The following is a 21,769-nucleotide window of genomic DNA, read 5'->3' as shown; positions in this document are numbered from 1 at the left end:
TACAAGATAAGAATAATCTCATATAGACATAAGAATTCTGTACTAAAAAACTTTATTTTTATTTTAATTCAGTCACTCAGCATGGGTATTTATCAGCAAGACAAAATAGAATAAATGCTTCTTAACTCAGACTTACCCAATGAGTTATGGATAAAAAATTATATTTAACTTTAGCGTTTTCATTAGTCCCGCCCAGACTTGATATCATATAGTAAAATCAAGTTTTTTTAATATTTATGATCATTATAATAATAAATCCGACACATATAACCATAAAAAATCATAATACTATGATTATGCAGATTATTGTTCTGTAAAATGATTTGGAACCTTAGAATAAAAGATCGTCAAATAAAAATAATAGTTATATAAATATATTTACAATTAAATCCGTATTGGATCTGTCTTAAAAATAACCATTCATAAAAATCAATTAAACAAGCATAAAATATAAAGTTAATTATCAATGATAAATTAGTTTCAAGAAAAAAAAGTTCATCAATATTACACAATGATTATTGTTAGGCATAAATCAGCCAGCAAAACAAATTCACCACAAGATAATAACAAGTTGAATTATATGGCTATTTTACAAAAAAGGGATTGAGTGTAGCAAGAAAAAAAATAAAGATAAAATGAACTCCATTAGTATTGCCTAAAAATTTAAACCCATGCTTAGATAAAACGTTGGTAGAAAAAGTGACTCATTAAGCACCTCAAATACATTATAACGACAGTACGTTTTTTTTAAGATAAGAGCAGGACACTGAAAAGGCCTGTTATAAGTAGGGGAATTTAACAAAACGGAGGGGGGGAATCGAGCAAGCGGGTTGGATACTCACGGTTAAAAGCAAATTAACTGGCGTATCCAACACGCGTATGACATTCACAATGGTTATCAATCACAAGAGCTATCAACCCGCAGCCGCTTAGCGGAACGGAGTGGCGTCACCGGCACCTTCGCGGATAACTTCAGGGGAAGAATCTGTTAGATCAATCACCGTAGTCGGTTGTTGGCCCAGAGAACCGCCGTGAATAATTAAATCCACTTGTTTGCCCAAGTGCTCTTTGATCTCTTCTGGATCAGACTCCGCAAAATCATTGCCCGGCAACATCAATGTGGTCGACATCAGCGGTTCACCCAATACATCCAACAGCGCCAACGCAATAGGATTAGACGGTACACGCAAGCCGATAGTTTTGCGTTTGTCATTCATCAAACGCCGAGGCACTTCTTTTGTCGCTTTCAGTATAAATGTATAATTGCCCGGAGTATTATTTTTGATTAACCGAAACGCGGAGTTATCAACATAGGCGTAAGTTGATAACTCGGACAAGTCACGGCATACCAATGTGAAGTTATGGTTTCCATCCAACTGGCGAATGCGACAGATACGTTCCATTGCCGCCTTATCTTCTAAGCGGCAGCCCAGGGCATAACCCGAATCTGTCGGATAAACCACCACCCCACCCTTGCGCAAAACATCAACACTTTGGTTGATTAACCGCGGCTGCGGGTTTTCTGGGTGAATATAAAAAAATTGACTCATGATTCTGCCTTATCATTCAACGTACAAGTGGATTAGCGCTCTATCAGCCAATCACGCCATACCGGTTCTACCCCAGCGGGCAGCCACAATTTGCGGCCCAACTCAATCCAGGAACAAGGTTGATGGAAATCAGACCCCTGGGATGCAAGTAAATTATAGTCGCGCGCATATTGGGCAAGTTGTGCCCGCTCATGGGGGGCTTGCTGGCACTGGGCAACTTCCATAGCATCACCGCCATGCTCAGCAAAATGCGCTAATAACCGCTTCAGCCATTTCGCTGTTAAATCATAACGCCCAGGATGCGCCAGTACAGCCTGCCCACCAGATTGCTTAATAGCATCAATAGCTTGTTCTATTGTACACCATTGCGCGGGAACATAGCCTGTCTTGCCTTTGGCCAGATACTTTTTAAAAACCTGACCGACATTGCTGGCCAGACCTAACTCCACCAGATAGCGGGCAAAATGGCCCCGCGTCACCTGGCCGCCCTCTGCTAAGCGATTTGCCCCTTCCCAGGCACCCAGGATCCGTGCTTTTGCCAACCGAGCACTGATCTCCTGCGCTCGAATATAGCGGCGCTCTGATTGTTCGCTTAATAGCTGGCGAAGACTGGCATGCTGGATATCCATGCCCAAACCCACAATATGGATCTCATGGTTTTCCCATAATGTGGAAATCTCGACTCCGGGAATCAGTCGGATGGGCAATTGCTGTTGCTCGATAGTCGCGGCGGCTTCTGCTAACCCTGCGGTGGTATCGTGATCAGTAATCGCCAATACACCTACACGCATTTGCGCCGCCCGGATAACCAACGCCGCGGGGCTTAACGAGCCGTCCGATGCCGTGGTGTGGCTATGCAAATCATAGAGTGTGAAAGCCGTTGATGTGACAGCATCAGTTAAATCAGCCGTGTCAGGTGATGTGGAGTTATCAGATAAAACGGGTTTATTAGCCAAAACTGATTTATTAGTCAAAACATGAGTCCGGAAAAAGCGTGGCTTTCAATTATACTCGCTAATGTGACATTAACGTTAATCAATCTTATTTATACCCGTCATACTTCAAGCCCAGTAAGACCAATGCCCTGACAAAAAGAGTTTGTTAAAAAACAATCATCAGGGGTTGACATTCATCTCGCGAACCAGTTAACTAGTACACAAGTTCACGAGAGACCAATATGCTGTTCAGGTCTATTCGATAACACAATCAAAGCAATTATAGCGAGTGACTGATAATGAAAATTTCCCTGATTTCCTTACTGCGTTGGTGGCACATCTCCCTCTCTCGGGCGGTGTAATCGCGCATATCAGTCACCAGACAATGCAGATTGCTTCAGCCCGCTAATAGCGGGCTTTTTTATGGATAGATTTCGGCGTAAACACTTTTTCAGGAACGACAAACAATGCAAACCTCGCGCCCTACTTTACAGTTATTGACCACCACGGGATGTTACCGTGATGACCCAACCGCACTGTTCCACCAGCTCTGCGGCGCACGGCCAGCAACATTGCTGCTTGAATCTGCGGAAGTGACCAGCAAACAAAACCTAAAAAGCTTGCTGATTGTCGACAGTGCGCTGCGTATCACCGCACTGGGACAGAAAGTGACGATAGAAGCGCTGACACGCAATGGCGCTTCTTTATTACCACTGTTGGACTCAGCATTACCCGCGCAAGTTGAGATTCAAGTGCGCCCAAATGGCCGCGAACTGACGTTTCCCGTCATTAATGACGAGCAAGATGAAGACTCTCGCTTACAGGCATTATCCGTTTTTGATGCTTTGCGCCTGCTGCTGAAACTGGTCGAGGCTCCAGCGGCAGAGCGGGAAGCCATGTTTATGGGTGGTTTGTTTGCCTACGATTTGGTCGCCGGTTTTGAAAACTTGCCGCAGTTGCGCCATGAAAGCCGCTGCCCGGATTTCTGTTTCTATTTAGCCGAAACATTATTGGTGCTGGATCACCAACACCGCTCCACACGTTTGCAAGCCAGTTTGTTCACTCCGGATAACAGCGAGCATCAGCGCTTAACGGCCCGTTTAGAACAGCTTGCCCACCAATTGCAACAAGCGCCACAGCCTATTCCAGCCAAATCAGTGCCGGAAATGACGTTACAGTGTAACCAATCAGATGAAGAGTACGGCGCAGTGGTCAGTGAATTACAGCAAGCCATTCGCCAAGGTGAGATTTTCCAAGTAGTGCCCTCTCGCCGCTTCTCATTACCGTGCCCATCACCACTGGCGGCGTACCAAACACTGAAAGACAGTAATCCAAGCCCTTATATGTTCTTCATGCAGGATAATGAATTTTCTTTGTTCGGTGCCTCACCAGAGAGCGCACTGAAATACGACGCCACCAATCGCCAGATTGAAATTTATCCGATTGCCGGTACTCGTCCTCGTGGCCGTCGCGCTAATGGTGAACTGGACCGCGATTTAGACAGCCGCATTGAGCTGGAAATGCGCACCGACCATAAAGAACTGGCCGAGCATTTGATGTTGGTGGATTTAGCCCGCAATGACCTGGCGCGCATCTGTGAGCCGGGCAGCCGTTACGTGGCGGATTTAACCAAAGTTGACCGCTATTCCTTTGTTATGCATCTGGTTTCTCGCGTAGTGGGCACATTGCGCCACGATTTAGATGTGCTGCATGCGTATCAAGCCTGTATGAACATGGGGACATTAAGTGGCGCGCCCAAAGTTCGGGCGATGCAATTAATCGCTGACAGTGAGGGATCGCGTCGGGGCAGCTACGGCGGTGCCGTCGGCTATCTCACCGCCCATGGCGATCTGGATACCTGCATTGTGATTCGCTCTGCTTATGTTGAAGACGGGGTTGCCACTGTACAAGCGGGTGCTGGTGTGGTGCTCGACTCAATCCCACAAGCGGAAGCCGATGAAACGCGTAATAAAGCCCGCGCGGTTCTACGGGCAATTGCCACTGCACACCACGCCAGGGAGCTGTTCTAATGGAAAATGTTCTAATGGAAAACAATCTAATGGCCGATATCTTGCTGCTCGATAATATCGATTCCTTTACTTACAACCTGGTTGATCAGTTGCGCTCAAGCGGCCATCGCGTGGTGATTTACCGTAACCACATTGCCGCCGACACCATTATTGAGCGCTTGCAACAGCTCGAGCGGCCGGTGCTGATGTTATCACCCGGCCCCGGCACGCCCGCAGCAGCGGGCTGTATGCCGGAATTGTTGCAGCGTTTACGCGGTCAGTTGCCGATTATCGGAATCTGCCTCGGCCATCAAGCCATTGTCGAAGCCTATGGTGGTCATGTGGGTCAGGCCGGTGAAATATTACATGGCAAAGCGTCAGCCATTGAACATGACGGGCACGGCATGTTTGCCGGAATGCCAAATCCGTTACCGGTCGCCCGCTACCATTCATTAGTCGGCAGCAATATCCCAGCAGAATTAACCGTTAACGCCCATTTTGGCGAGATGGTGATGGCGGTTCGTCATGATGCCCATCGGGTTTGTGGCTACCAATTCCACCCGGAATCGATTTTAACCACCCAAGGGGCCAGGTTGCTGGAGCAAACCTTAAACTGGGCGCTATCCCCTGCGCGGGTATAACCGCAAGAGTGTTAGCTGTGATGCCAAGCCCTTTGGGGGTTGAATATTTAAGGAATTGATGATGCACAATCTATTACCAAAAGAATTGTTATTAGAAAAACTGTTCCGCGCCGAGTCTCTGAGCCAGCAAGAAAGCCAGCTATTATTTGCCGCGATTGTGCGTGGTGAACTGGAAGCCAGCCAATTAGCGGCGGCATTAATCAGTATGAAAGTACGCGGTGAAACGCCAGCCGAGATTGCCGGTGCCGCACAAGCTTTATTAGCCGACGCGCAACCTTTCCCGCGCCCAGATTACCTGTTTGCTGATATTGTTGGCACCGGCGGCGACGGCACCAACAGCATCAATATCTCCACCGCGAGCGCCTTTGTTGCCGCCAGTTGTGGCGTGAAAGTGGCCAAACACGGTAACCGCAGTGTCTCCAGTCGCTCCGGCTCGTCAGACTTGCTGGCCGCCTTTGGTATTCGCCTCGACATGAGCGCCGAACAATCGCGTCTGGCCTTGGATGAGTTAGGCGTTTGCTTCCTGTTTGCGCCGCAGTATCACACGGGTTTTCGCCACGCGATGCCGGTGCGCCAACAGTTGAAAACCCGTACCCTGTTTAATGTGCTGGGGCCATTGATTAACCCCGCCCGCCCGCCGTTGGCGCTGATTGGTGTGTATAGCCCTGAACTGGTTTTACCGATTGCTCAAACTCTTAAAGTATTGGGTTATCAACGCGCTGCCGTGGTGCATGGCGGTGGAATGGATGAAGTGGCGATTCATGCGCCGACACAAGTCGCCGAGCTGAATAACGGCCATATTGAAAGCTACGAATTAGCGCCCGAAGATTTTGGTTTAAATCGCTATGAACTTGGCTCACTGCAAGGCGGCGCACCGGAAGAAAATCGTGACATTTTAGCACGGTTGTTACAAGGTAAGGGTACACCAGCCCACGCGGCAGCCGTCGCGGCTAACGTGGCGTTATTGCTGAAGTTGCACGGGCAAGAAAACTTGCGCCACAACGCACAGCAAGCATTGGAAATGATTCACAGCGGCCAGCCTTTTAACCGGGTTACCGCTTTGGCAGCAAGAGGATAAATCATGCAGGATACTGGGCTTAACAAAACTGTACTCCACAAAATAGTGGGCGATAAGGAAATCTGGCTTGCTGCGCGGAAATTGCAACAGCCTCTGGCCAGCTTCCAAAATGACATTACCCCGAGCCAGCGCGATTTTTATCACGCGCTACGGGGCGACAAAACGGTGTTTATTCTGGAATGCAAAAAAGCATCGCCGTCCAAGGGTGTCATTCGCGATAATTTTAACCCGGCTGAGATTGCCGCAGTTTACAAAAATTACGCCTCGGCTATCTCGGTATTGACCGATGAAAAATACTTTCAGGGCAGTTTTGATTTCTTGCCGCAAGTCAGTGCCGTAGTGACTCAACCGGTCTTGTGCAAAGATTTTATTATTGATGCTTACCAAATCCAGCTCGCCCGTTTTTATCAGGCAGATGCTATTTTGCTGATGTTATCTGTGCTTGATGATGAAACTTACCGCCAACTGGCCGCCGTGGCTCATAGCCTGAAAATGGGCGTGTTGACGGAGGCCAGCAACGCCGAGGAGCTGGAACGCGCCATTGCATTAGAGGCGAAAGTCGTCGGTATCAATAACCGTGACTTACGCGACTTGTCTATCAGCCTTGATCGCACCCGCGAATTGGCTCCCCGCTTACCCGAGGGCGTGACGGTCATCAGCGAATCCGGCATCAATAACTACCAGCAAGTGCGTGAACTCGGCCACTTTGCCAACGGTTTCCTGATTGGCAGCGCCTTGATGTCCGAACCCGATCTGAATGCTGCGGTACGCCGCGTATTGCTGGGCGAGAATAAAGTCTGCGGGCTGACCCGCGCCCAAGACGCTACCGCCGCTTACCAGGCCGGTGCTGTATATGGCGGGTTGATTTTTGTCGGCAATTCACCACGTTATGTGGATATTGCACGCGCCCGCACAGTTATTAGTGGTGCGCCGCTAAAATATGTCGGGGTGTTCCGTGATGCCGAAATCGAAACTATACAACAAACTGCCGAGCGCCTGTCACTAACCGCCGTGCAATTACATGGGCATGAAGATCAAGCCTATATCAACCAACTGCGCGAAATATTGCCCGCCAGTTGCCAAATTTGGAAGGCATTGAGTGTCAGTGACACGGTGCCAGCACGCAATTTACAGCATGTCGAGCGCTATGTTTTGGATAATGGCCAAGGTGGCACCGGTCAACGCTTTGACTGGTCATTATTAGCCGGCCAGCCATTGAATAACGTATTGCTGGCGGGTGGATTAGGGCCGGATAACTGCGGTGCTGCGGCCCAATTGGGTGCTGCTGGCCTGGATCTCAATTCCGGCGTCGAAAGCGCCCCCGGCATTAAAGATCCTCAAAAGATTGCTGCGGTGTTCCAAACATTACGCACCTATTAGATCATAAACACATTTGGGTTAACCCTATGCCCAATAGATTTCAAGATGCAGGAAGGCGGCAAGCAAGATAATCCCGATGAGCTTACACAAGTAAGTGATTCGGGTTAGCGAGTGCAGCCAACACACCTGCAATTTGAAAGATGACGGGTATATAAAGGACAGAATAATGACCACATTGAATCCTTATTTTGGCGAGTTCGGGGGCATGTATGTGCCACAGATTCTGATGCCAGCATTGAAGCAACTGGAAGAGGCTTTTGTCAGCGCTCAGTTAGACCCTGAGTTTCAAGCGGAATTTCAGGATTTGTTAAAGAACTATGCCGGGCGTCCCACTGCCCTAACCCTATGTCAGAATTTGACCGCTGGGACAAAAACCAAGCTATATCTGAAGCGCGAAGACCTGTTACACGGCGGTGCGCACAAAACAAATCAGGTGTTAGGCCAAGCTTTATTAGCAAAACGCATGGGTAAGACAGAAATCATTGCTGAAACCGGTGCCGGTCAGCATGGTGTGGCGTCAGCGTTAGCCTGCGCACTGCTCGGCTTAAAATGCCGCATTTATATGGGCGCTAAAGATATTGAGCGCCAGTCACCCAACGTATTCCGCATGCGCTTGATGGGAGCGGAAGTTATTCCGGTGCACAGTGGCTCCTCAACATTGAAAGATGCTTGTAATGAAGCCCTGCGTGACTGGTCTGGTAGCTACGAAACCGCCCACTATATGCTGGGAACCGCCGCTGGCCCGCACCCTTATCCGACTATTGTGCGTGAGTTCCAACGGATGATCGGCGAAGAAACTAAAGCACAAATGCTGGACAGAGAAGGCCGTCTGCCAGATGCCGTGCTGGCATGCATCGGTGGCGGTTCTAACGCCATTGGGATGTTTGCTGATTTTATCGATGAGCCGGGTGTTGGGCTGATTGGTGTCGAACCGGCGGGGCTGGGTATCGAAACCGGTCAACATGGCGCGCCCCTCAAACACGGTAAAGTGGGTATCTACTTCGGTATGAAATCGCCGATGATGCAAACCAGTGATGGCCAAATTGAAGAATCTTACTCAATTTCTGCGGGTTTAGACTTCCCGTCAGTGGGGCCGCAACATGCTTATTTGAACAGCATCGGGCGCGCTGACTATGTTTCCGTGACCGACGATGAAGCTCTGGAAGCATTTAAAGCGCTGTCGTGTAAAGAAGGGATTATCCCGGCATTGGAATCGTCCCATGCACTGGCACATGCTTTAAAAATGATTAAAGCATCACCGGAAAAAGAACAGATATTGGTGGTGAATCTGTCCGGGCGTGGTGATAAAGATATTTTCACTGTTCACGATATCCTGAAAGCACGGGGAGAAATTTAATGGAGCGTTATCAGCAGCTTTTCCAACAATTGGCCGCCAAAAAAGAAGGCGCGTTTGTTCCTTTCGTCCAACTTGGTGACCCAACACCGGCGCTTTCTTTAGAGATTATCGACACCTTAATTGCCGCCGGTGCCGATGCATTGGAGCTGGGTATTCCCTTCTCTGACCCATTGGCGGATGGCCCGACGATTCAAAATGCGGCGCTACGTGCTTTCGCCGCCGGTGTTACCCCGAGTATTTGTTTTGAAATGCTGGCAGAAATTCGCCAAAAGCATCCTACCATTCCTATTGGGCTGCTAATGTATGCAAATCTGGTATTCCATAACGGAATTGATACTTTCTATCAGCGCTGCGCTGATGTAGGTGTCGACTCGGTGCTGATTGCTGACGTGCCGTTTGAAGAGTCACTGCCGTTCCGCACAGCGGCCTTGCGCCACGGCATTGCGCCTATCTTTATCTGCCCGCCTAATGCCGATGATGATTTGTTGCGAGAAATTGCCTCTCACGGCCGTGGCTATACCTATCTGCTTTCTCGTGCGGGTGTGACCGGTGCAGAGAATCATGGCCACCAGCCTTTGAATCATTTAATAGATAAACTGCGTGAATATAATGCCGCGCCAGCCCTGCAAGGTTTTGGTATTTCAGAACCAGAACAGGTAAAAATCAGTCTGGCGGCCGGGGCTGCAGGGGCTATTTCGGGTTCTGCAATTGTCAAAATCATTGAAAACAATGTCTCACAGCCCACAGAGATGCTCGCGCAATTGGCGAGTTTTGTGACTAAAATGAAAGCCGCTACCCGCAACTAGTTTGCTCTGAGCGCCTGATGTCCCAGTTCAGGCGCTCTACCCGCCATACTTCAAGCTGCATGTGCGTTGGCGATTTTCATTACTCGCCCGTCCATAGACTTCGCCTCTGTAAGGCTTTCCTGCAACTCGCATTATTTAGGGTATATCTTCCTTATTTTCAATACTTTTCTCGCGGTCTATTCAGCATGAAGTTGTATAAAAACCATTCATCACCAATACTAATAATGTGTAACACACTACGCATTTTTTACATTTAAGATGTGGTGAGTGTCAGCACCCCTGAGTGAAATATGAGTTAATAGTACTTTGAGCTAAACATGGAGAGTCATTTATGAAGATTTTTAAGACCTTGGCAGCCTTATGTATTGCAGTGGTCATGGCGATGGCAATATCTGCTTGTGCGCCTACAGCAAAATCGGAAGGGACTGGTGGTTATCTGGATGATACCGTGGTTACCACGAAAGTGAAAACTGCGCTGCTGGGTGAGAAGAATCTAAAATCGACTGAAATCAGTGTTGAGACGTTCAAAGGGCGGGTTCAACTGAGTGGTTTTGTTAGCTCGCGTCAGGATGCTAACCGCGCGGTACAGATTACCCGTGGTGTACCTGGGGTGAAATCTGTTAGTGATCAGATGCTTATCAAGTAATCCCCCTCTCGGAGGCGCATTCCTGCGCCTCCTTTTTAATACACATCAGTGATTCAGGTAAGTGAGCGCAGCTAACACCGCTGTAACGCCTCAAGTCGGATTAGCCAAAGTCATTGGTGTTACAGCAAGGCAGCCAGCAAACGAGTCCCGATGAGCCTATTTATTTTAAGGTCAACGAACAGTCAGTGATTCGGGTAAGTGAGCGCAGCTAACACCGCTGTAACGCCTCAAGTCGGATTAGCCAAAGTCATTGGTGTTACAGCAAGGCAGCCAGCAAACGAGTCCCGATGAGCTGACTCAAGTCAGTGATTCGGGTGAGTGAGCGCAGCTAACACCGCTGTAACGCCAAGGACGAAGGATAATTAGAAACGATAGCCAGCGCCAAACATAAACACCCATGGATCAAGACGGGTATGAATACTTTGCTCTTGACCTGCTGCTTTGAATTTCACGTCAGTTTCGATATTCATCCACCAGACAGACATATTCACCATCCAGTTTTCGCTGACCATGTAATCCAAACCGGCCTGACCGGCTACACCCCAAGAGTCTTTGACACTTAAATCCGTCAGCCCAGCAGAAGTGCCGGTATTGTTGAATTTCTCATCAAAGAACGTGGTGTAGTTCAGACCTATCCCCAGGTATGGGCGCAATTTGTCTTGTTTATCTCGGAAATAATATTGTGCCATTAATGTCGGTGGCAATTGCTTAACTTCTGCAATATCGCCGGTCGGCCCAAGGCCAACCTTATGACGAAACGGCGTCGCGGCCAAAAGTTCAACCCCGATGTTATCAGTAACCAGATAACTGAAGGTCAGACCCAACTGGGTATTGTTATCCGCTTTGAAAGAACCATAACCTAGCACATCATCAGACCCGGTATTGGGTCTGACAGTTGCCGTCCCTGCCCGGAAAATATAATCGCCTGCTTGGTGCGCACTTACCGCAGTCGATGCCAGAGTTGCTACGGCTAACAATGCCAAAGTGACTTTTTTCATTATCCATTCCATTTGTAGGTATATTCGCGAACAGAATATACCTACAAATAAGTATTCATGATCCAATCGAGATCACATCTTTCGTAACAACTTGAATAAATCCTAAATTAAGTAGGGTTATTTAATTCCTTAATAACATTGAAATTGATCTGGATCATAAATAGCTGTTTGCATCAAATTGTGCTCAGAACCATGGCTGAAAAAGACAACAGTGGTCATGCTTGCCACCCTTACCTGTTGATAACATCCAGATAATGAGAGTAGAAGAAATCCGCCGTTGACCAATGACGGGATCCCACAGCGCGCCATAACAAGGTATAATCATCGGCTAAGCGCTATTTTTTCATCCCAAGGAGCTTTCATGCCTATCACGGCTAACACTTTATACCGTGACAGTTTTAACTTTCTACGCAATCAGCTACCCGCCATTCTGTTGCTGGCACTGCTGACTGCGTTCATTACCGTCATGTTAAATCAGGCATTTATCCCTGATACTGAACAATTGAGTAGTTTAAGTTCTACAGAAAGTGATTTCGCGTCATCAGGCAATCTCAGCATTACAGAATTAGTGGCGCAGCTCACACCGGAGCAACAGATTGTGCTGCTCAAAGTGTCAGCGGCGGCAACTTTTTCTGCATTAATCGGTAACGTATTATTAGTCGGTGGCATGCTGACGCTGATTTCTATGGTTTCTCAAGGCCGTCGTGTTAGCGCATTGCAGGCAATTGGCATCTCCCTGCCTATTTTACCCCGCCTACTGCTGCTGATGTTCATCGGCACCTTGTTGATTCAGTTGGGAATAACCCTGTTTATCGTGCCGGGTATCGTCATTGCTGTCGCACTTTCCCTGTCACCTGCTATCGTCACGACAGAAAAAATAGGCGTTTTTGCTGCCATGAAAGCCAGCACTAAATTGGCATTTGCCAATGTGCGGTTGATTATTCCGGCAATGATGCTGTGGATAGCGGCTAAACTAATTTTACTGTATTTGGTCAATCACCTGACGGTGTTGCCGACGCCAATTGCCAGTGTCGTTTTAGCTTCACTGAGTAATCTGGTTTCTGCATTACTGCTGGTGTATCTGTTCCGCTTATATATGTTATTGCGTCCAACGGATGTTGCCGTATAAGCATCAGTGCCGATAAAATCAGAAAAGGGCCATTACGGCCCTTTTTGTTATTCAGGATTCAATACATTTGCTGTTGTACTGATTTCCGGTTCAGTTTCCGGCTCTTGTCTCTCTGCCACCCGCTGTTTACTCTGAATCAGCTTGAGGGCTAAATAGAGATCGGGCACCAAAATCAGGTCATCATCATGACTTTTCAGCCGATTAATCCGGAACCAGCGCGTCAATTCAGTGCGCCGCCCGGCCAATATCAGCTTAATATTGCGCTGTTTTAAGTCGCGCTTAAGCTCATCAATAGCCGCCAACACACTGATATCCGCATAGGTAAAGCTGGCAACCGCATCAATCACCACCCAATTGGCTGGATGTGGCGTGCTGTCGACCAAATTCAGAATGCGCCGTTTAAAATAGGCGACGTTGAAATACGTCAGTGGCGAGTTAAAACGGTAAATCATCACGCCGGGTACGGGTTTAATGCCATTTCCACTGCGCATTGAATGGATCATGCCATCAGCATTCACCCCCAATAACTGCTCTGTCGGGCGGAAAACGGTGCGCAAGAATTGTAATAACCCCAACAATACCGCCAAACCAATGCCACTGATAACACCGACCAATACCACGCTGACGAAAGTAAAAATCGCCAAATAGAAAGCTTGCGTATTACGTTTGCGTAATTGCCATAAGCTCCTAAATCCGAGCAAAGACCAGGCGGCATAAATCAGCACCACGCCCAGTGCAGCTATCGGAATATATTGCAGTGGGCGAGTTAAAAACAGCAATACCATGGCGATAACCAATGCGGCAATAATGGACACCAACTGGCTTTTACCATTATTGGCATCATTCACCGCAGTGCGGGTGCTGGCTCCACTGATGGCAAAACCCTGAGACAAAGCAGAAACAATGTTGGTGACACCGAGCGCGCGCAGCTCGACATCCGCATCGACTTCATAACCATTCTTCGCTGCAAAACTGCGGGCCGTGAGCATCATACTGACAAAGCTGACTACCGCGAGGTTGAGTGCCGGGATCACCATGTCACGTAACAGACCCGGCTGGAAATCAGGCCAATGCACCATCGGCAAACCGCCTTCAAAGCCCCCTACCACCCCAACACCAAATTGCTGCATATTGGCAGCCCAAGAGACAAAGGTCGCCATGACAATCGCCAACAAAGGCGCGGGCCAATTTGGCCGTAACCACTTGACGCCATACAGCACCACAAAAGTCAGTAGTGAAATCGCGACAGTGGGTAAATGGCTGTTAACCAAATTATACGGCAGTGCCAAAACCCGCTCAATCAATTGAGGTGGGCGGGTCATAAAACCAAAAACTTTGCCTAATTGATCAACAATAATGGTGATCGCCACCCCATTGAGTAAGCCGGTCAGTATCGGCCGCGATAATAAATCCGCTAACGCCCCCAACTTGAAGCGGCTAGCCACCAAGCACCATGTCCCCATCATCAGAGTCATCATGATGGTAAGCTGCCAGTGAACCTCGCTATTCCCCGCCGCCAATGGGGCAACCACCGCGGCTATTACCGCGCAGGTTGCTGCATCCGGCCCGACAATCAATTGCCGCGATGAACCAAAGAATGCATAAGCAATCATTGGCAAAATACAAGAATACAAGCCGACGGCGGCACTAACACCGGTCAATTCCGCATAGGCGATGGCGATGGGTAATGCCACTGCCGCCACCGACAACCCGGCTCTCATATCTGGCTTGAGCCATTCGCGTTCATAAGCCATTAATTGGGTCAAACCCGGCATCCAATACCGGAGTGATTTTCTCTGCATAGTAACTCCACCAAACTTTAACCCAATATCTATCACTTATAATGCTGGGTTAGTATCTGACTAGCAATATACAGACCAAATCTGTTATGTGTTTATCGTAAGTTTCTGCAAATTCCGCTGGCAGAGCGCGCATTCCAGCAGATAATTAAGGATAATAGTGTTTTGTCGCAGGTACCCTCACCTCACTGAATCCGGTATAGTCAGGCGGTGTATAAATGATGGATTGATTCATGAAGCAACTTTTAGATTTTCTCCCATTGGTCGTGTTTTTCGTTTTCTACAAAATGTATGACATTTTTGTCGCTTCAGGGGCACTGATTGTCGCCACATTGTTAGCGCTAGCTTTTACCTGGGTCAAATACCGCAAGGTAGAAAAAATGACACTGGTCACCGCCATTATGGTGCTGGTATTTGGTACCTTGACGCTGGCGTTCCACAGTGACTTATTTATTAAGTGGAAAGTGACTGTGCTGTATGTTTTGTTCGCCGTCGCGTTGCTCGTCAGCCAGTGGTTTATGAAAAAGCCCTTGATTCAGCGGATGCTTGGCAAAGAACTGACCTTGCCCGATACCGTTTGGTCGACACTGAACCTGTCTTGGGCGGTGTTCTTCTTGGTGTGCGGGCTACTGAACATTTATGTCGCGTTCTGGTTACCACAAGATATTTGGGTCAATTTCAAAGTCTTTGGCTTAACGGCTCTGACGCTGGTATTCACACTCATCAGCGGCGTTTATATCTACAAACATATGCCGGAAGAACAGAAAAAGTCATAATTTAAAATAGTAGGCAATGATGACCCAAGAACAAATATCACCTCGCGGTGAACCGGTATTACCCAACGGTGAGCTGGTACTTCGCACCCTTGCGATGCCCGCCGATACCAATGCCAACGGGGATATTTTCGGTGGTTGGTTGATGTCACAAATGGACATTGGCGGCGCTATTCAAGCTAAAGAGATAGCCCATGGCCGAGTCGTCACGGTGCGGGTTGATGGCATGACTTTCCTCAAACCGGTTGCCGTGGGTGACGTGGTTTGTTGTTATGCCCGCTGCATTAAGTCTGGCCACAGCTCTATTACCATTAATATTGAAGTCTGGGTGAAAAAGGTCTCTTCTGAGCCAATTGGACAGCGCTATAAGGCCACTGAAGCGGTATTCACCTATGTGGCCGTTGATGATGCAGGTAAAGCCCGCGCCTTGCCTGAAGGCAGCCGAAATTTTGAAGTTGGCGCGGCGCAATAACCATAAAGTTATCCGGTAAATGCAAAAAGGGCCGCTATAAAGCGGCCCTTTTTATTGCAGCGTGAAGATAGCCAAACAGCCATATCACTGCTTAGTTCATTTCCGTCGTGCCACCAATTTTGAACACGATAGTGGTAACGCGATTTTTGTCCGTCCCATCAAAACGCCATTTGCGCATCACCTGCTTCACTTCGCGCTCAAAGGTATTGCGCGGAGTTGCTTCCAATATCTGCACATTGGTGACTCGGCCATCTTCGTCAATGTCATATTGTACTTTAACCTGCCCTTCAATCCCCAAGGCCAGTGCCCGAGCAGGATAATTCGGCTTCGCTTTGCTGAGTGCTCTTGGCCCGGCCGATGTTGATACCCCCGGCACCGTCGCCTTAGGTGCAGATTTTACCGGTGCATTAGTGGAAACCAATGCGGGTTCATCCGACTTAAACGGCTTGTCATCCGGTGGCGCAACCGTCTTTTTGACATCCGGTTTTTTCACTTCTGGCTTTTTAACTTCTTTTTTCACCGGTTTTGGTTTCGGCTTCGGTTTCACCGGCTCAGGAAGCGGGACAGGTACCGGCTCTGGCAGCACTTCTGGCTCTGGCGGTGCTTCTTCAACAGCTTCGGGTTCAGGTTCCGGCTCAGCCTGTGGCTCCGCCGCCGCTGGCTGAGGTGCCGCGAAGGTATCTATATTCACCATGGTGACAGCCAGCGGCGCGTCTTCTATCTCTGGCTGTATATTCATTTGCTCTACAGATACATACAGCAGCGCCGCAATGACGCTGCCATGTAGCCCTACTGAAAATACAAGTGGCCACGTAACCCGTCGACCCAGGAAAATTTTATTTAGCTGCATAATAATTCAGTGTCCTCTAATGCAGCTAAGTTTAAATGCAAATAGCAATCATATTCAATAAGCATGAGCAAACAATCTTACTGAACAGCTTTAAATGATGCTTTAAACGGCAATATCTACCAAATAACACTTTCCATTTACGCTTAGTTATCATTTTATTTCATTATAAATTACCGGTGTATTCATCTGAGAATTTTAGATGCTACCCTTTATGCAGATTATTGAATTTATGGATAGAACATGGTGTTATGGAACACTAAACACAAATCATCATATTGAAGTATATACATTTAAAAGGTGAAACATGCTGTACATAATCTTTGCGACCGATGTCCCTGATTCACTTGAGAAGCGCTTGTCTGTGCGCCCTGCACATTTGGCGCGCTTACAGACCTTACAAGATCAAGGCCGTTTATTGACGGCGGGCCCTAATCCCGCCATCGACAGTGCTGATCCTGGTGCTGCTGGGTTCACCGGTTCTACAGTGATAGCTGAATTTGAATCGCAGCACGAGGCCGAGGCTTGGGCTGAACAAGACCCTTATGTTGCCGCTGGGGTATATCACTCGGTTATTGTAAAACCTTATAAACGTGTATTTTGAATCAAAGATTATGAAGGTGCCGCGCCCCTAATGGCGGCAGCTGTTTGAAAGAAGATATTTCTTACCATTCCCAGCCAGATTTTGGCTCGCATTTCCCGAACACTGCCGGGTTATTACATGTATTTAATCAACTTTACTTATAATTACAGAGAATTAATGTCTAATTCTGTATCGATTCTTATGTCGAGACGATAAGCCATTTTGTTAAATGCGGAGATGAAGACTATGCAGTGTCCAGTATGCAAAGATACCCAACTGGTTATGTCTGAACGTAAAAGCATTGAGATTGATTATTGCCCGAACTGCCGTGGTGTTTGGCTTGATCGCGGAGAGCTTGATAAAATCATTGAAAAATCAACTGAGAGCGCGCCTGCGGCCTCTTATGCTGAGCCAAGAAATAGTGATCGTGATCGCGAGCATCACGGATATTCAAAGCCCAAGCACTATAAAAAGAAAAGTTTTCTGTCAGAGTTATTTGATTAACTCTAATGATGACTTTGATTGGAATCATACGCCTGGCTCCAGGCGTATTAGCTTGATTGCACCATCACCTGACCGACTAAACTTTGTAGTGTTTCAGCCAATGATCTTCACAGGCATCTACCGCTTTATCTAACATATGCGCCGGAGATTTTAGGATCATATGGTCTTTTCTTACCCAGACAGAATAAGTATGTTTGCCGGCAGCAATGACTTGTTCAGAATAAATTGCAGCGTGATATATCAGCTCAGACTCTTCACAATAAATCTCATATTTATACAGCGCCGTGCTGATTTTCAAATCCCCGAAGAATACTGTTTTCGCTAATTTATATTGAGACATTAACTGTAGCCTTTGCTGAAATAGGGATTACATCATCCGCTGAACCGCATGATATAACTGTGATATTCACAGCAAAAGTTTACCTAAGTTGATGTCATATCGATAAATTTTGACTTTCCTCTCCCCCACTTGATGCCCCGCTAACGGCATTCTCTAATATTAAAATGATCATATTGCAGAGGCAGGTAGCTCACCGCATCTAATGGGCAAGAACTGAATAAATAACCTTGCATGGCATCAATGCCCATATCGGCAAGTTGGCTAAACTGCTGGTGAGTTTCGACACCCTCAATAATCACATGCTGGCAATGGCTGCGCAAACTCACGACCAGATTGTCAAAGCTGGCCCCCCCACCCCATTGCCAATAATAGTGCTTATCAACTTTTACACATTCAAAAAAGCCGCTGGCTGCTGCTGCAATGTGAGCATCACCGCTACCAAAATCGTCCAACCAGAGAGAGTATCGTTTAGCCAGCTTACTCAATAATGCATTCTCAGCGCCATCACTGAGATTAGGAAAACATTCCATTATTTCTAATCGGATAAAAGGCATTGAACTCAACAACAATATGACTTCTTCATCATTCAACACCGCATTTGCCATATCAAAATCTATATTTATTGAGAGTATTATTTGATGTTCAGTAAACCACTGCTGCTGATTTTTTACTTCACATAATTGAGTACGCAATAATTTTGCTTTCATCTGAGCATTAAGTTGATGTAAGAAGCGCTCAGTATAAATGGGCGATTTAAAAGAGGCTGTGGTAAAACGACTCAATAACTCTACTGCAAGTAACTTACCGTCACGTTTGTAAACCGGTTCACAGATAAAAGTGCAATCAACAGCAATGTTTAGTCTGCTATCCACAGTAAAATCCTTTTATTTGATGAGAACTGTAGTATTGATCAATTGATAAAATTGATCAATTTTTTATTATTGATCAATAAAAACGATGATGAAAATGAGTGGGATAAATAAAAAATTAAATAACACATTGATAACTAAGAAAATACAAGATAACCATAATGTTCATAATGTTTATTATTTCATAATCATTTATTTCATCAGGGAATGGTCGCCTCGAACAACCCGACAGTAACACCCCTGAAACTGAAAAATTAGAACGAAGCGACCGAATATATAGAGTAGCGCGAACGCATTCTGATGTGAAATAAACTGCGAAAAGACTATTTTGCGCCTTTTATTATTAATATGAACATCAGAATTATCGTATTTTGATAATTTAGGATAGGAGCCGTTTTTATGCGCAAAAAAGTGAAATTTAAAGCCTAAAGTATCTCTCAAAAATATCCTATCAATATCATTATTTTAGCAAAATCATGGGATAGAATAGAGATGAAAAGTGTATTATATCAAGTGCTATTCGGCGTAAAATAAATATCTTGTGGATTTGCACACGGGAAAAAACAAAAACAGCCTCATAAAGAGACTGTTTTTATTACCATCACAGCGAATCACCATTCATAAGCCACAGTGAACAATAGTGCTCTACGATGTTGATGCTCGTGGAGTTGCCGAACACTATAGATATGGCGATAGCGCCGTGATTGACCTTCAAGCCAGCGATTTCTTCTGCGCTGATGTTGCCGCAACATACGCCAACGGCCTACCTCATTTTTACTCCGTCTCATGAAGCCACTCTTTCCAAGCTGAGAACCGGGCCATTATAAACTTTTCATCTCTTGAGCCAAGTCACACCGAGAAAAAAAGTACACTGAGGAAAAAACACATGTTTAGCGCTAAATCATCTAATCTTTATTGTGATAGAACAAAGGTCGCTAACTCTATATCTCTATTTGTCCTTGCAAGTCCTTTAGCTTAAAAGACTTTATCCATAATATATCTGATTAAAGGTTTCGTCTTCTCCATACTGTGCGTACACTCTTTAGTGACCGTTTGTGAACAGGATTCCCGCCCTTATGACAACATTTTACACCGTAATCAGTTGGCTCTCAGTTTTTGGCTATTGGTTGCTTATTGCCGGGGTTACATTGCGTATTCTCATGAAACGCAGAGCTGTTCCTTCGGCTATGGCATGGTTGCTTGTTATCTATATTCTGCCTTTGGTGGGCATAATCGCGTACCTCTCATTTGGTGAGCTTCATCTGGGTAAGCGGCGCGCTGAGCGAGCAAAAGCCATGTGGCCCTCCACTGCACGTTGGCTCAGTGAACTGAAAGATTGCCAGCACATTTTTGCCAGCTCCAACAGCGAAGTGGCGACCCCATTATTCCAATTATGCGAACGTCGCCAAGGGATCAGCGGCGTTAAAGGCAATCAATTACAGTTATTAACCACCACCGATGACACATTAAAAGCATTGGTGCGCGATATTGAATTAGCTCGCCATAATATAGAAATGGTTTTTTATATCTGGCAACCGGGCGGCTTAGTTGATCAAGTGGCCGAATCCCTGATGGCTGCGGCGCGACGCGGTGTCCATTGCCGACTGATGCTGGATTCAGCCGGTAGCCAGCAATTCTTCCGCACCCCCTATCCGGCCATGATGCGCAATGCTGGTATTGAGGTAGTCGAAGCGCTCAAAGTGAATGTCTTCCGGGTATTTTTGCGCCGAATGGATTTGCGCCAACATCGTAAAGTCGTATTGATTGATAACTATGTTGCTTACACTGGCAGCATGAATATGGTTGACCCACGTTTCTTCAAACAAGATGCGGGTGTCGGTCAGTGGATTGATATGATGGCGCGAATGGAAGGCCCAGTGGCGACAACCATTGGCATCGTCTATGCCTGCGACTGGGAGATTGAGACCGGCAAACGTATTTTGCCGCCGCCGCCCGATAACCATATTATGCCGTTCGAAGAAGAGAGCGGCCATACTATTCAGGTTATTGCTTCTGGCCCGGGCTTCCCTGAAGAAATGATTCATCAGGCATTGTTGACCGCCGTGTATGCAGCACGTAAACAGTTGGTCATGACCACACCTTATCTGGTGCCAAGTGATGATTTACTGCACGCCATCTGTACAGCGGCACAGCGAGGTGTCGATGTCAGCATTATCGTTCCGCGCGATAATGACTCAATGATGGTTCGCTGGGCCAGCCGCGCTTTCTTCTCTGAATTACTTGAAGCCGGGGTTAAGATTTATCAATTTGAGGGCGGTTTACTGCACAGTAAGAGTGTCCTGGTCGATGGTCAGTTAAGCTTAGTGGGAACCGTGAACCTGGATATGCGCAGCTTATGGCTGAATTTTGAAATCACACTGGTCATTGACGATGACGGTTTTGGTGCCGATTTAGCCCAAGTCCAAGATGATTATATTGCTCGCTCGGTATTATTAGACGGCGAACAGTGGAATAAGCGCCCGTTATGGCATCGCGTAACTGAAAGATTATTCTACTTTTTCAGCCCATTCCTGTAATCAATCGGAAACTGACAATCATCCAATTGTAGATTCTCTGAGTTATTCGCTTTCAATAGCATATTAATTGTAAAAGCCGCATAGAGAATGTTTTAATAAGCGTAATCTGTAAATGACAAATGGGAATCTGCAAATGGATCTTAATAACCGCCTGACTGAAGATGAAACGCTGGAGCAGGCTTACGATATATTTCTGGAACTGGCCGGTGACAACCTCGATCCAGCAGATATTTTATTGTTTAATCTTCAGTTTGAAGAACGCGGTGGTGCTGAGTTATTTGATCCCGCTGAAGATTGGCAAGAACATGTCGATTTTGATTTAAATCCGGACTTTTTCGCCGAGGTGGTCATTGGTCTGGCGGACAGTGATGGTGAAGAGATAAACGATGTATTTGCTCGTGTTCTGCTGTGCCGTGAAAAAGACCATAAACTTTGCCATATATTGTGGAAAGAGTAACAAACTCCCCCACTGTTTAGGCCGCGGCGTTACCCAACGAATATGTGTCGCTCATGCCA

General features: G+C 46.8%; 20 protein-coding genes, 1 pseudogene and 1 other annotated feature. Of the genes and pseudogenes, 13 read left to right on the top strand and 8 right to left on the bottom strand.

All coding sequences use genetic code 11. The annotated features are described in order from the left end of the window. Positions 1–929: 929 nt before the first annotated feature. Together OP863_RS09620 and rnm are read right to left on the bottom strand one after the other, a co-directional pair. Positions 930–1,550, bottom strand: a complete 621-nt coding sequence (locus OP863_RS09620) for an L-threonylcarbamoyladenylate synthase (RefSeq protein WP_038633141.1) — start codon at positions 1,548–1,550, stop codon at positions 930–932. Between the two features lie 32 nt (positions 1,551–1,582). Continuing rightward, positions 1,583–2,524 carry an RNase RNM gene (gene rnm / locus OP863_RS09615; RefSeq protein WP_271301878.1) on the bottom strand — a complete coding sequence of 314 codons (942 nt, stop codon included), beginning with the start codon at positions 2,522–2,524 and terminating at the stop codon, positions 1,583–1,585. A 284-nt stretch (positions 2,525–2,808) separates the two neighbouring features. After that, positions 2,809–2,910, top strand: a sequence feature (Trp leader region). A gap of 42 nt (positions 2,911–2,952) precedes the next feature. Here rnm and OP863_RS09610 point away from each other — a divergent pair. The 6 genes and pseudogenes from OP863_RS09610 to OP863_RS09580 all read left to right on the top strand — a co-directional run bounded on the left by OP863_RS09610 (position 2,953) and on the right by OP863_RS09580 (position 10,402). After that, positions 2,953–4,515, top strand: coding sequence for an anthranilate synthase component 1 (locus OP863_RS09610; RefSeq protein WP_145586955.1), 1,563 nt, complete (start codon positions 2,953–2,955; stop codon positions 4,513–4,515). Between the two features lie 29 nt (positions 4,516–4,544). Next, positions 4,545–6,213 (top strand): annotated as a pseudogene (gene trpD, locus OP863_RS20000) (anthranilate phosphoribosyltransferase). A gap of 3 nt (positions 6,214–6,216) precedes the next feature. Continuing rightward, positions 6,217–7,593: a bifunctional indole-3-glycerol-phosphate synthase TrpC/phosphoribosylanthranilate isomerase TrpF gene (trpCF, locus tag OP863_RS09595; RefSeq protein WP_145591678.1), complete on the top strand. Its 1,377-nt coding sequence runs from the start codon at positions 6,217–6,219 to the stop codon at positions 7,591–7,593. A gap of 163 nt (positions 7,594–7,756) precedes the next feature. Then, positions 7,757–8,950, top strand: coding sequence for a tryptophan synthase subunit beta (trpB, locus tag OP863_RS09590; protein WP_172667612.1), 1,194 nt, complete (start codon positions 7,757–7,759; stop codon positions 8,948–8,950). Then, complete coding sequence (gene trpA, locus OP863_RS09585) at positions 8,950–9,756, top strand: tryptophan synthase subunit alpha (RefSeq protein ID WP_038633161.1); 807 nt, start codon at positions 8,950–8,952, stop codon at positions 9,754–9,756. Before trpB ends, trpA begins: the two co-directional genes overlap by 1 nt. A 331-nt stretch (positions 9,757–10,087) precedes the next feature. Beyond that, positions 10,088–10,402 carry a BON domain-containing protein gene (locus OP863_RS09580; RefSeq protein ID WP_038633164.1) on the top strand — a complete coding sequence of 105 codons (315 nt, stop codon included), beginning with the start codon at positions 10,088–10,090 and terminating at the stop codon, positions 10,400–10,402. A 362-nt stretch (positions 10,403–10,764) separates the two neighbouring features. Here OP863_RS09580 and ompW read toward each other — a convergent pair whose 3' ends face one another. Beyond that, a complete protein-coding gene (ompW, locus tag OP863_RS09575) occupies positions 10,765–11,400 on the bottom strand; it encodes an outer membrane protein OmpW (protein ID WP_072089123.1) in 636 nt (211 codons plus the stop codon). Positions 11,401–11,761: 361 nt separating this feature from the next. Here ompW and OP863_RS09570 point away from each other — a divergent pair, with 361 nt between their 5' ends. Continuing rightward, positions 11,762–12,529 (top strand): YciC family protein, encoded by a 768-nt coding sequence (locus OP863_RS09570; protein WP_145586959.1) that lies wholly within the window; start codon positions 11,762–11,764, stop codon positions 12,527–12,529. A gap of 47 nt (positions 12,530–12,576) precedes the next feature. Here the strand turns inward: OP863_RS09570 and OP863_RS09565 are convergent, their stop codons facing one another. Next, on the bottom strand, positions 12,577–14,331 hold the full coding sequence (locus tag OP863_RS09565) for a SulP family inorganic anion transporter (RefSeq protein WP_038633172.1): 1,755 nt from the start codon (positions 14,329–14,331) through the stop codon (positions 12,577–12,579). A 230-nt stretch (positions 14,332–14,561) separates the two neighbouring features. Here OP863_RS09565 and OP863_RS09560 point away from each other — a divergent pair, with 230 nt between their 5' ends. Both OP863_RS09560 and yciA read left to right on the top strand, forming a co-directional pair. After that, positions 14,562–15,104: a septation protein A gene (locus tag OP863_RS09560; RefSeq protein WP_145588291.1), complete on the top strand. Its 543-nt coding sequence runs from the start codon at positions 14,562–14,564 to the stop codon at positions 15,102–15,104. Positions 15,105–15,123: 19 nt separating this feature from the next. Continuing rightward, positions 15,124–15,573 carry an acyl-CoA thioester hydrolase YciA gene (gene yciA / locus OP863_RS09555; RefSeq protein WP_038639539.1) on the top strand — a complete coding sequence of 150 codons (450 nt, stop codon included), beginning with the start codon at positions 15,124–15,126 and terminating at the stop codon, positions 15,571–15,573. A gap of 91 nt (positions 15,574–15,664) precedes the next feature. Here the strand turns inward: yciA and tonB are convergent, their stop codons facing one another. After that, positions 15,665–16,423, bottom strand: a complete 759-nt coding sequence (gene tonB, locus OP863_RS09550) for a TonB system transport protein TonB (RefSeq protein WP_038633178.1) — start codon at positions 16,421–16,423, stop codon at positions 15,665–15,667. 304 nt (positions 16,424–16,727) lie between these two features. Here tonB and OP863_RS09545 point away from each other — a divergent pair, with 304 nt between their 5' ends. Then, positions 16,728–17,024, top strand: a complete 297-nt coding sequence (locus OP863_RS09545; RefSeq protein WP_038633181.1) for a YciI family protein — start codon at positions 16,728–16,730, stop codon at positions 17,022–17,024. Between the two features lie 225 nt (positions 17,025–17,249). Further along, the gene (locus tag OP863_RS09540) at positions 17,250–17,507 is read left to right on the top strand and encodes a zf-TFIIB domain-containing protein (RefSeq protein WP_265526174.1); all 258 of its coding nucleotides are present in this window, start codon (positions 17,250–17,252) and stop codon (positions 17,505–17,507) included. 76 nt (positions 17,508–17,583) lie between these two features. On the opposite strand, the gene OP863_RS09535 is transcribed toward OP863_RS09540, so the two are convergent. From OP863_RS09535 to OP863_RS09525, 3 genes are all read right to left on the bottom strand, one after another. Further along, entirely contained in the window at positions 17,584–17,847 is a 264-nt protein-coding gene (locus tag OP863_RS09535; RefSeq protein WP_038633186.1) for a hypothetical protein, read from the bottom strand. A 140-nt stretch (positions 17,848–17,987) separates the two neighbouring features. Then, positions 17,988–18,719, bottom strand: coding sequence for an EAL domain-containing protein (locus tag OP863_RS09530; protein ID WP_265526173.1), 732 nt, complete (start codon positions 18,717–18,719; stop codon positions 17,988–17,990). Positions 18,720–19,327: 608 nt separating this feature from the next. Next, a complete protein-coding gene (locus OP863_RS09525) occupies positions 19,328–19,504 on the bottom strand; it encodes a YciY family protein (RefSeq protein ID WP_071777623.1) in 177 nt (58 codons plus the stop codon). Between the two features lie 288 nt (positions 19,505–19,792). Between OP863_RS09525 and cls the strand changes: the two genes are divergently transcribed. Together cls and OP863_RS09515 are read left to right on the top strand one after the other, a co-directional pair. Then, entirely contained in the window at positions 19,793–21,253 is a 1,461-nt protein-coding gene (gene cls, locus OP863_RS09520) for a cardiolipin synthase (RefSeq protein WP_038633191.1), read from the top strand. A gap of 127 nt (positions 21,254–21,380) precedes the next feature. Then, complete coding sequence (locus tag OP863_RS09515; RefSeq protein WP_196333107.1) at positions 21,381–21,710, top strand: HI1450 family dsDNA-mimic protein; 330 nt, start codon at positions 21,381–21,383, stop codon at positions 21,708–21,710. Positions 21,711–21,769 lie beyond the last annotated feature (59 nt).

Source organism: Yersinia sp. SCPM-O-B-9106 (C-191) (assembly GCF_026183365.1).
Lineage (GTDB): Bacteria > Pseudomonadota > Gammaproteobacteria > Enterobacterales > Enterobacteriaceae > Yersinia > Yersinia rochesterensis.
Note: the sequence above shows the minus strand (reverse complement) of the source record. Positions and strands in the feature narration are given on the sequence as shown.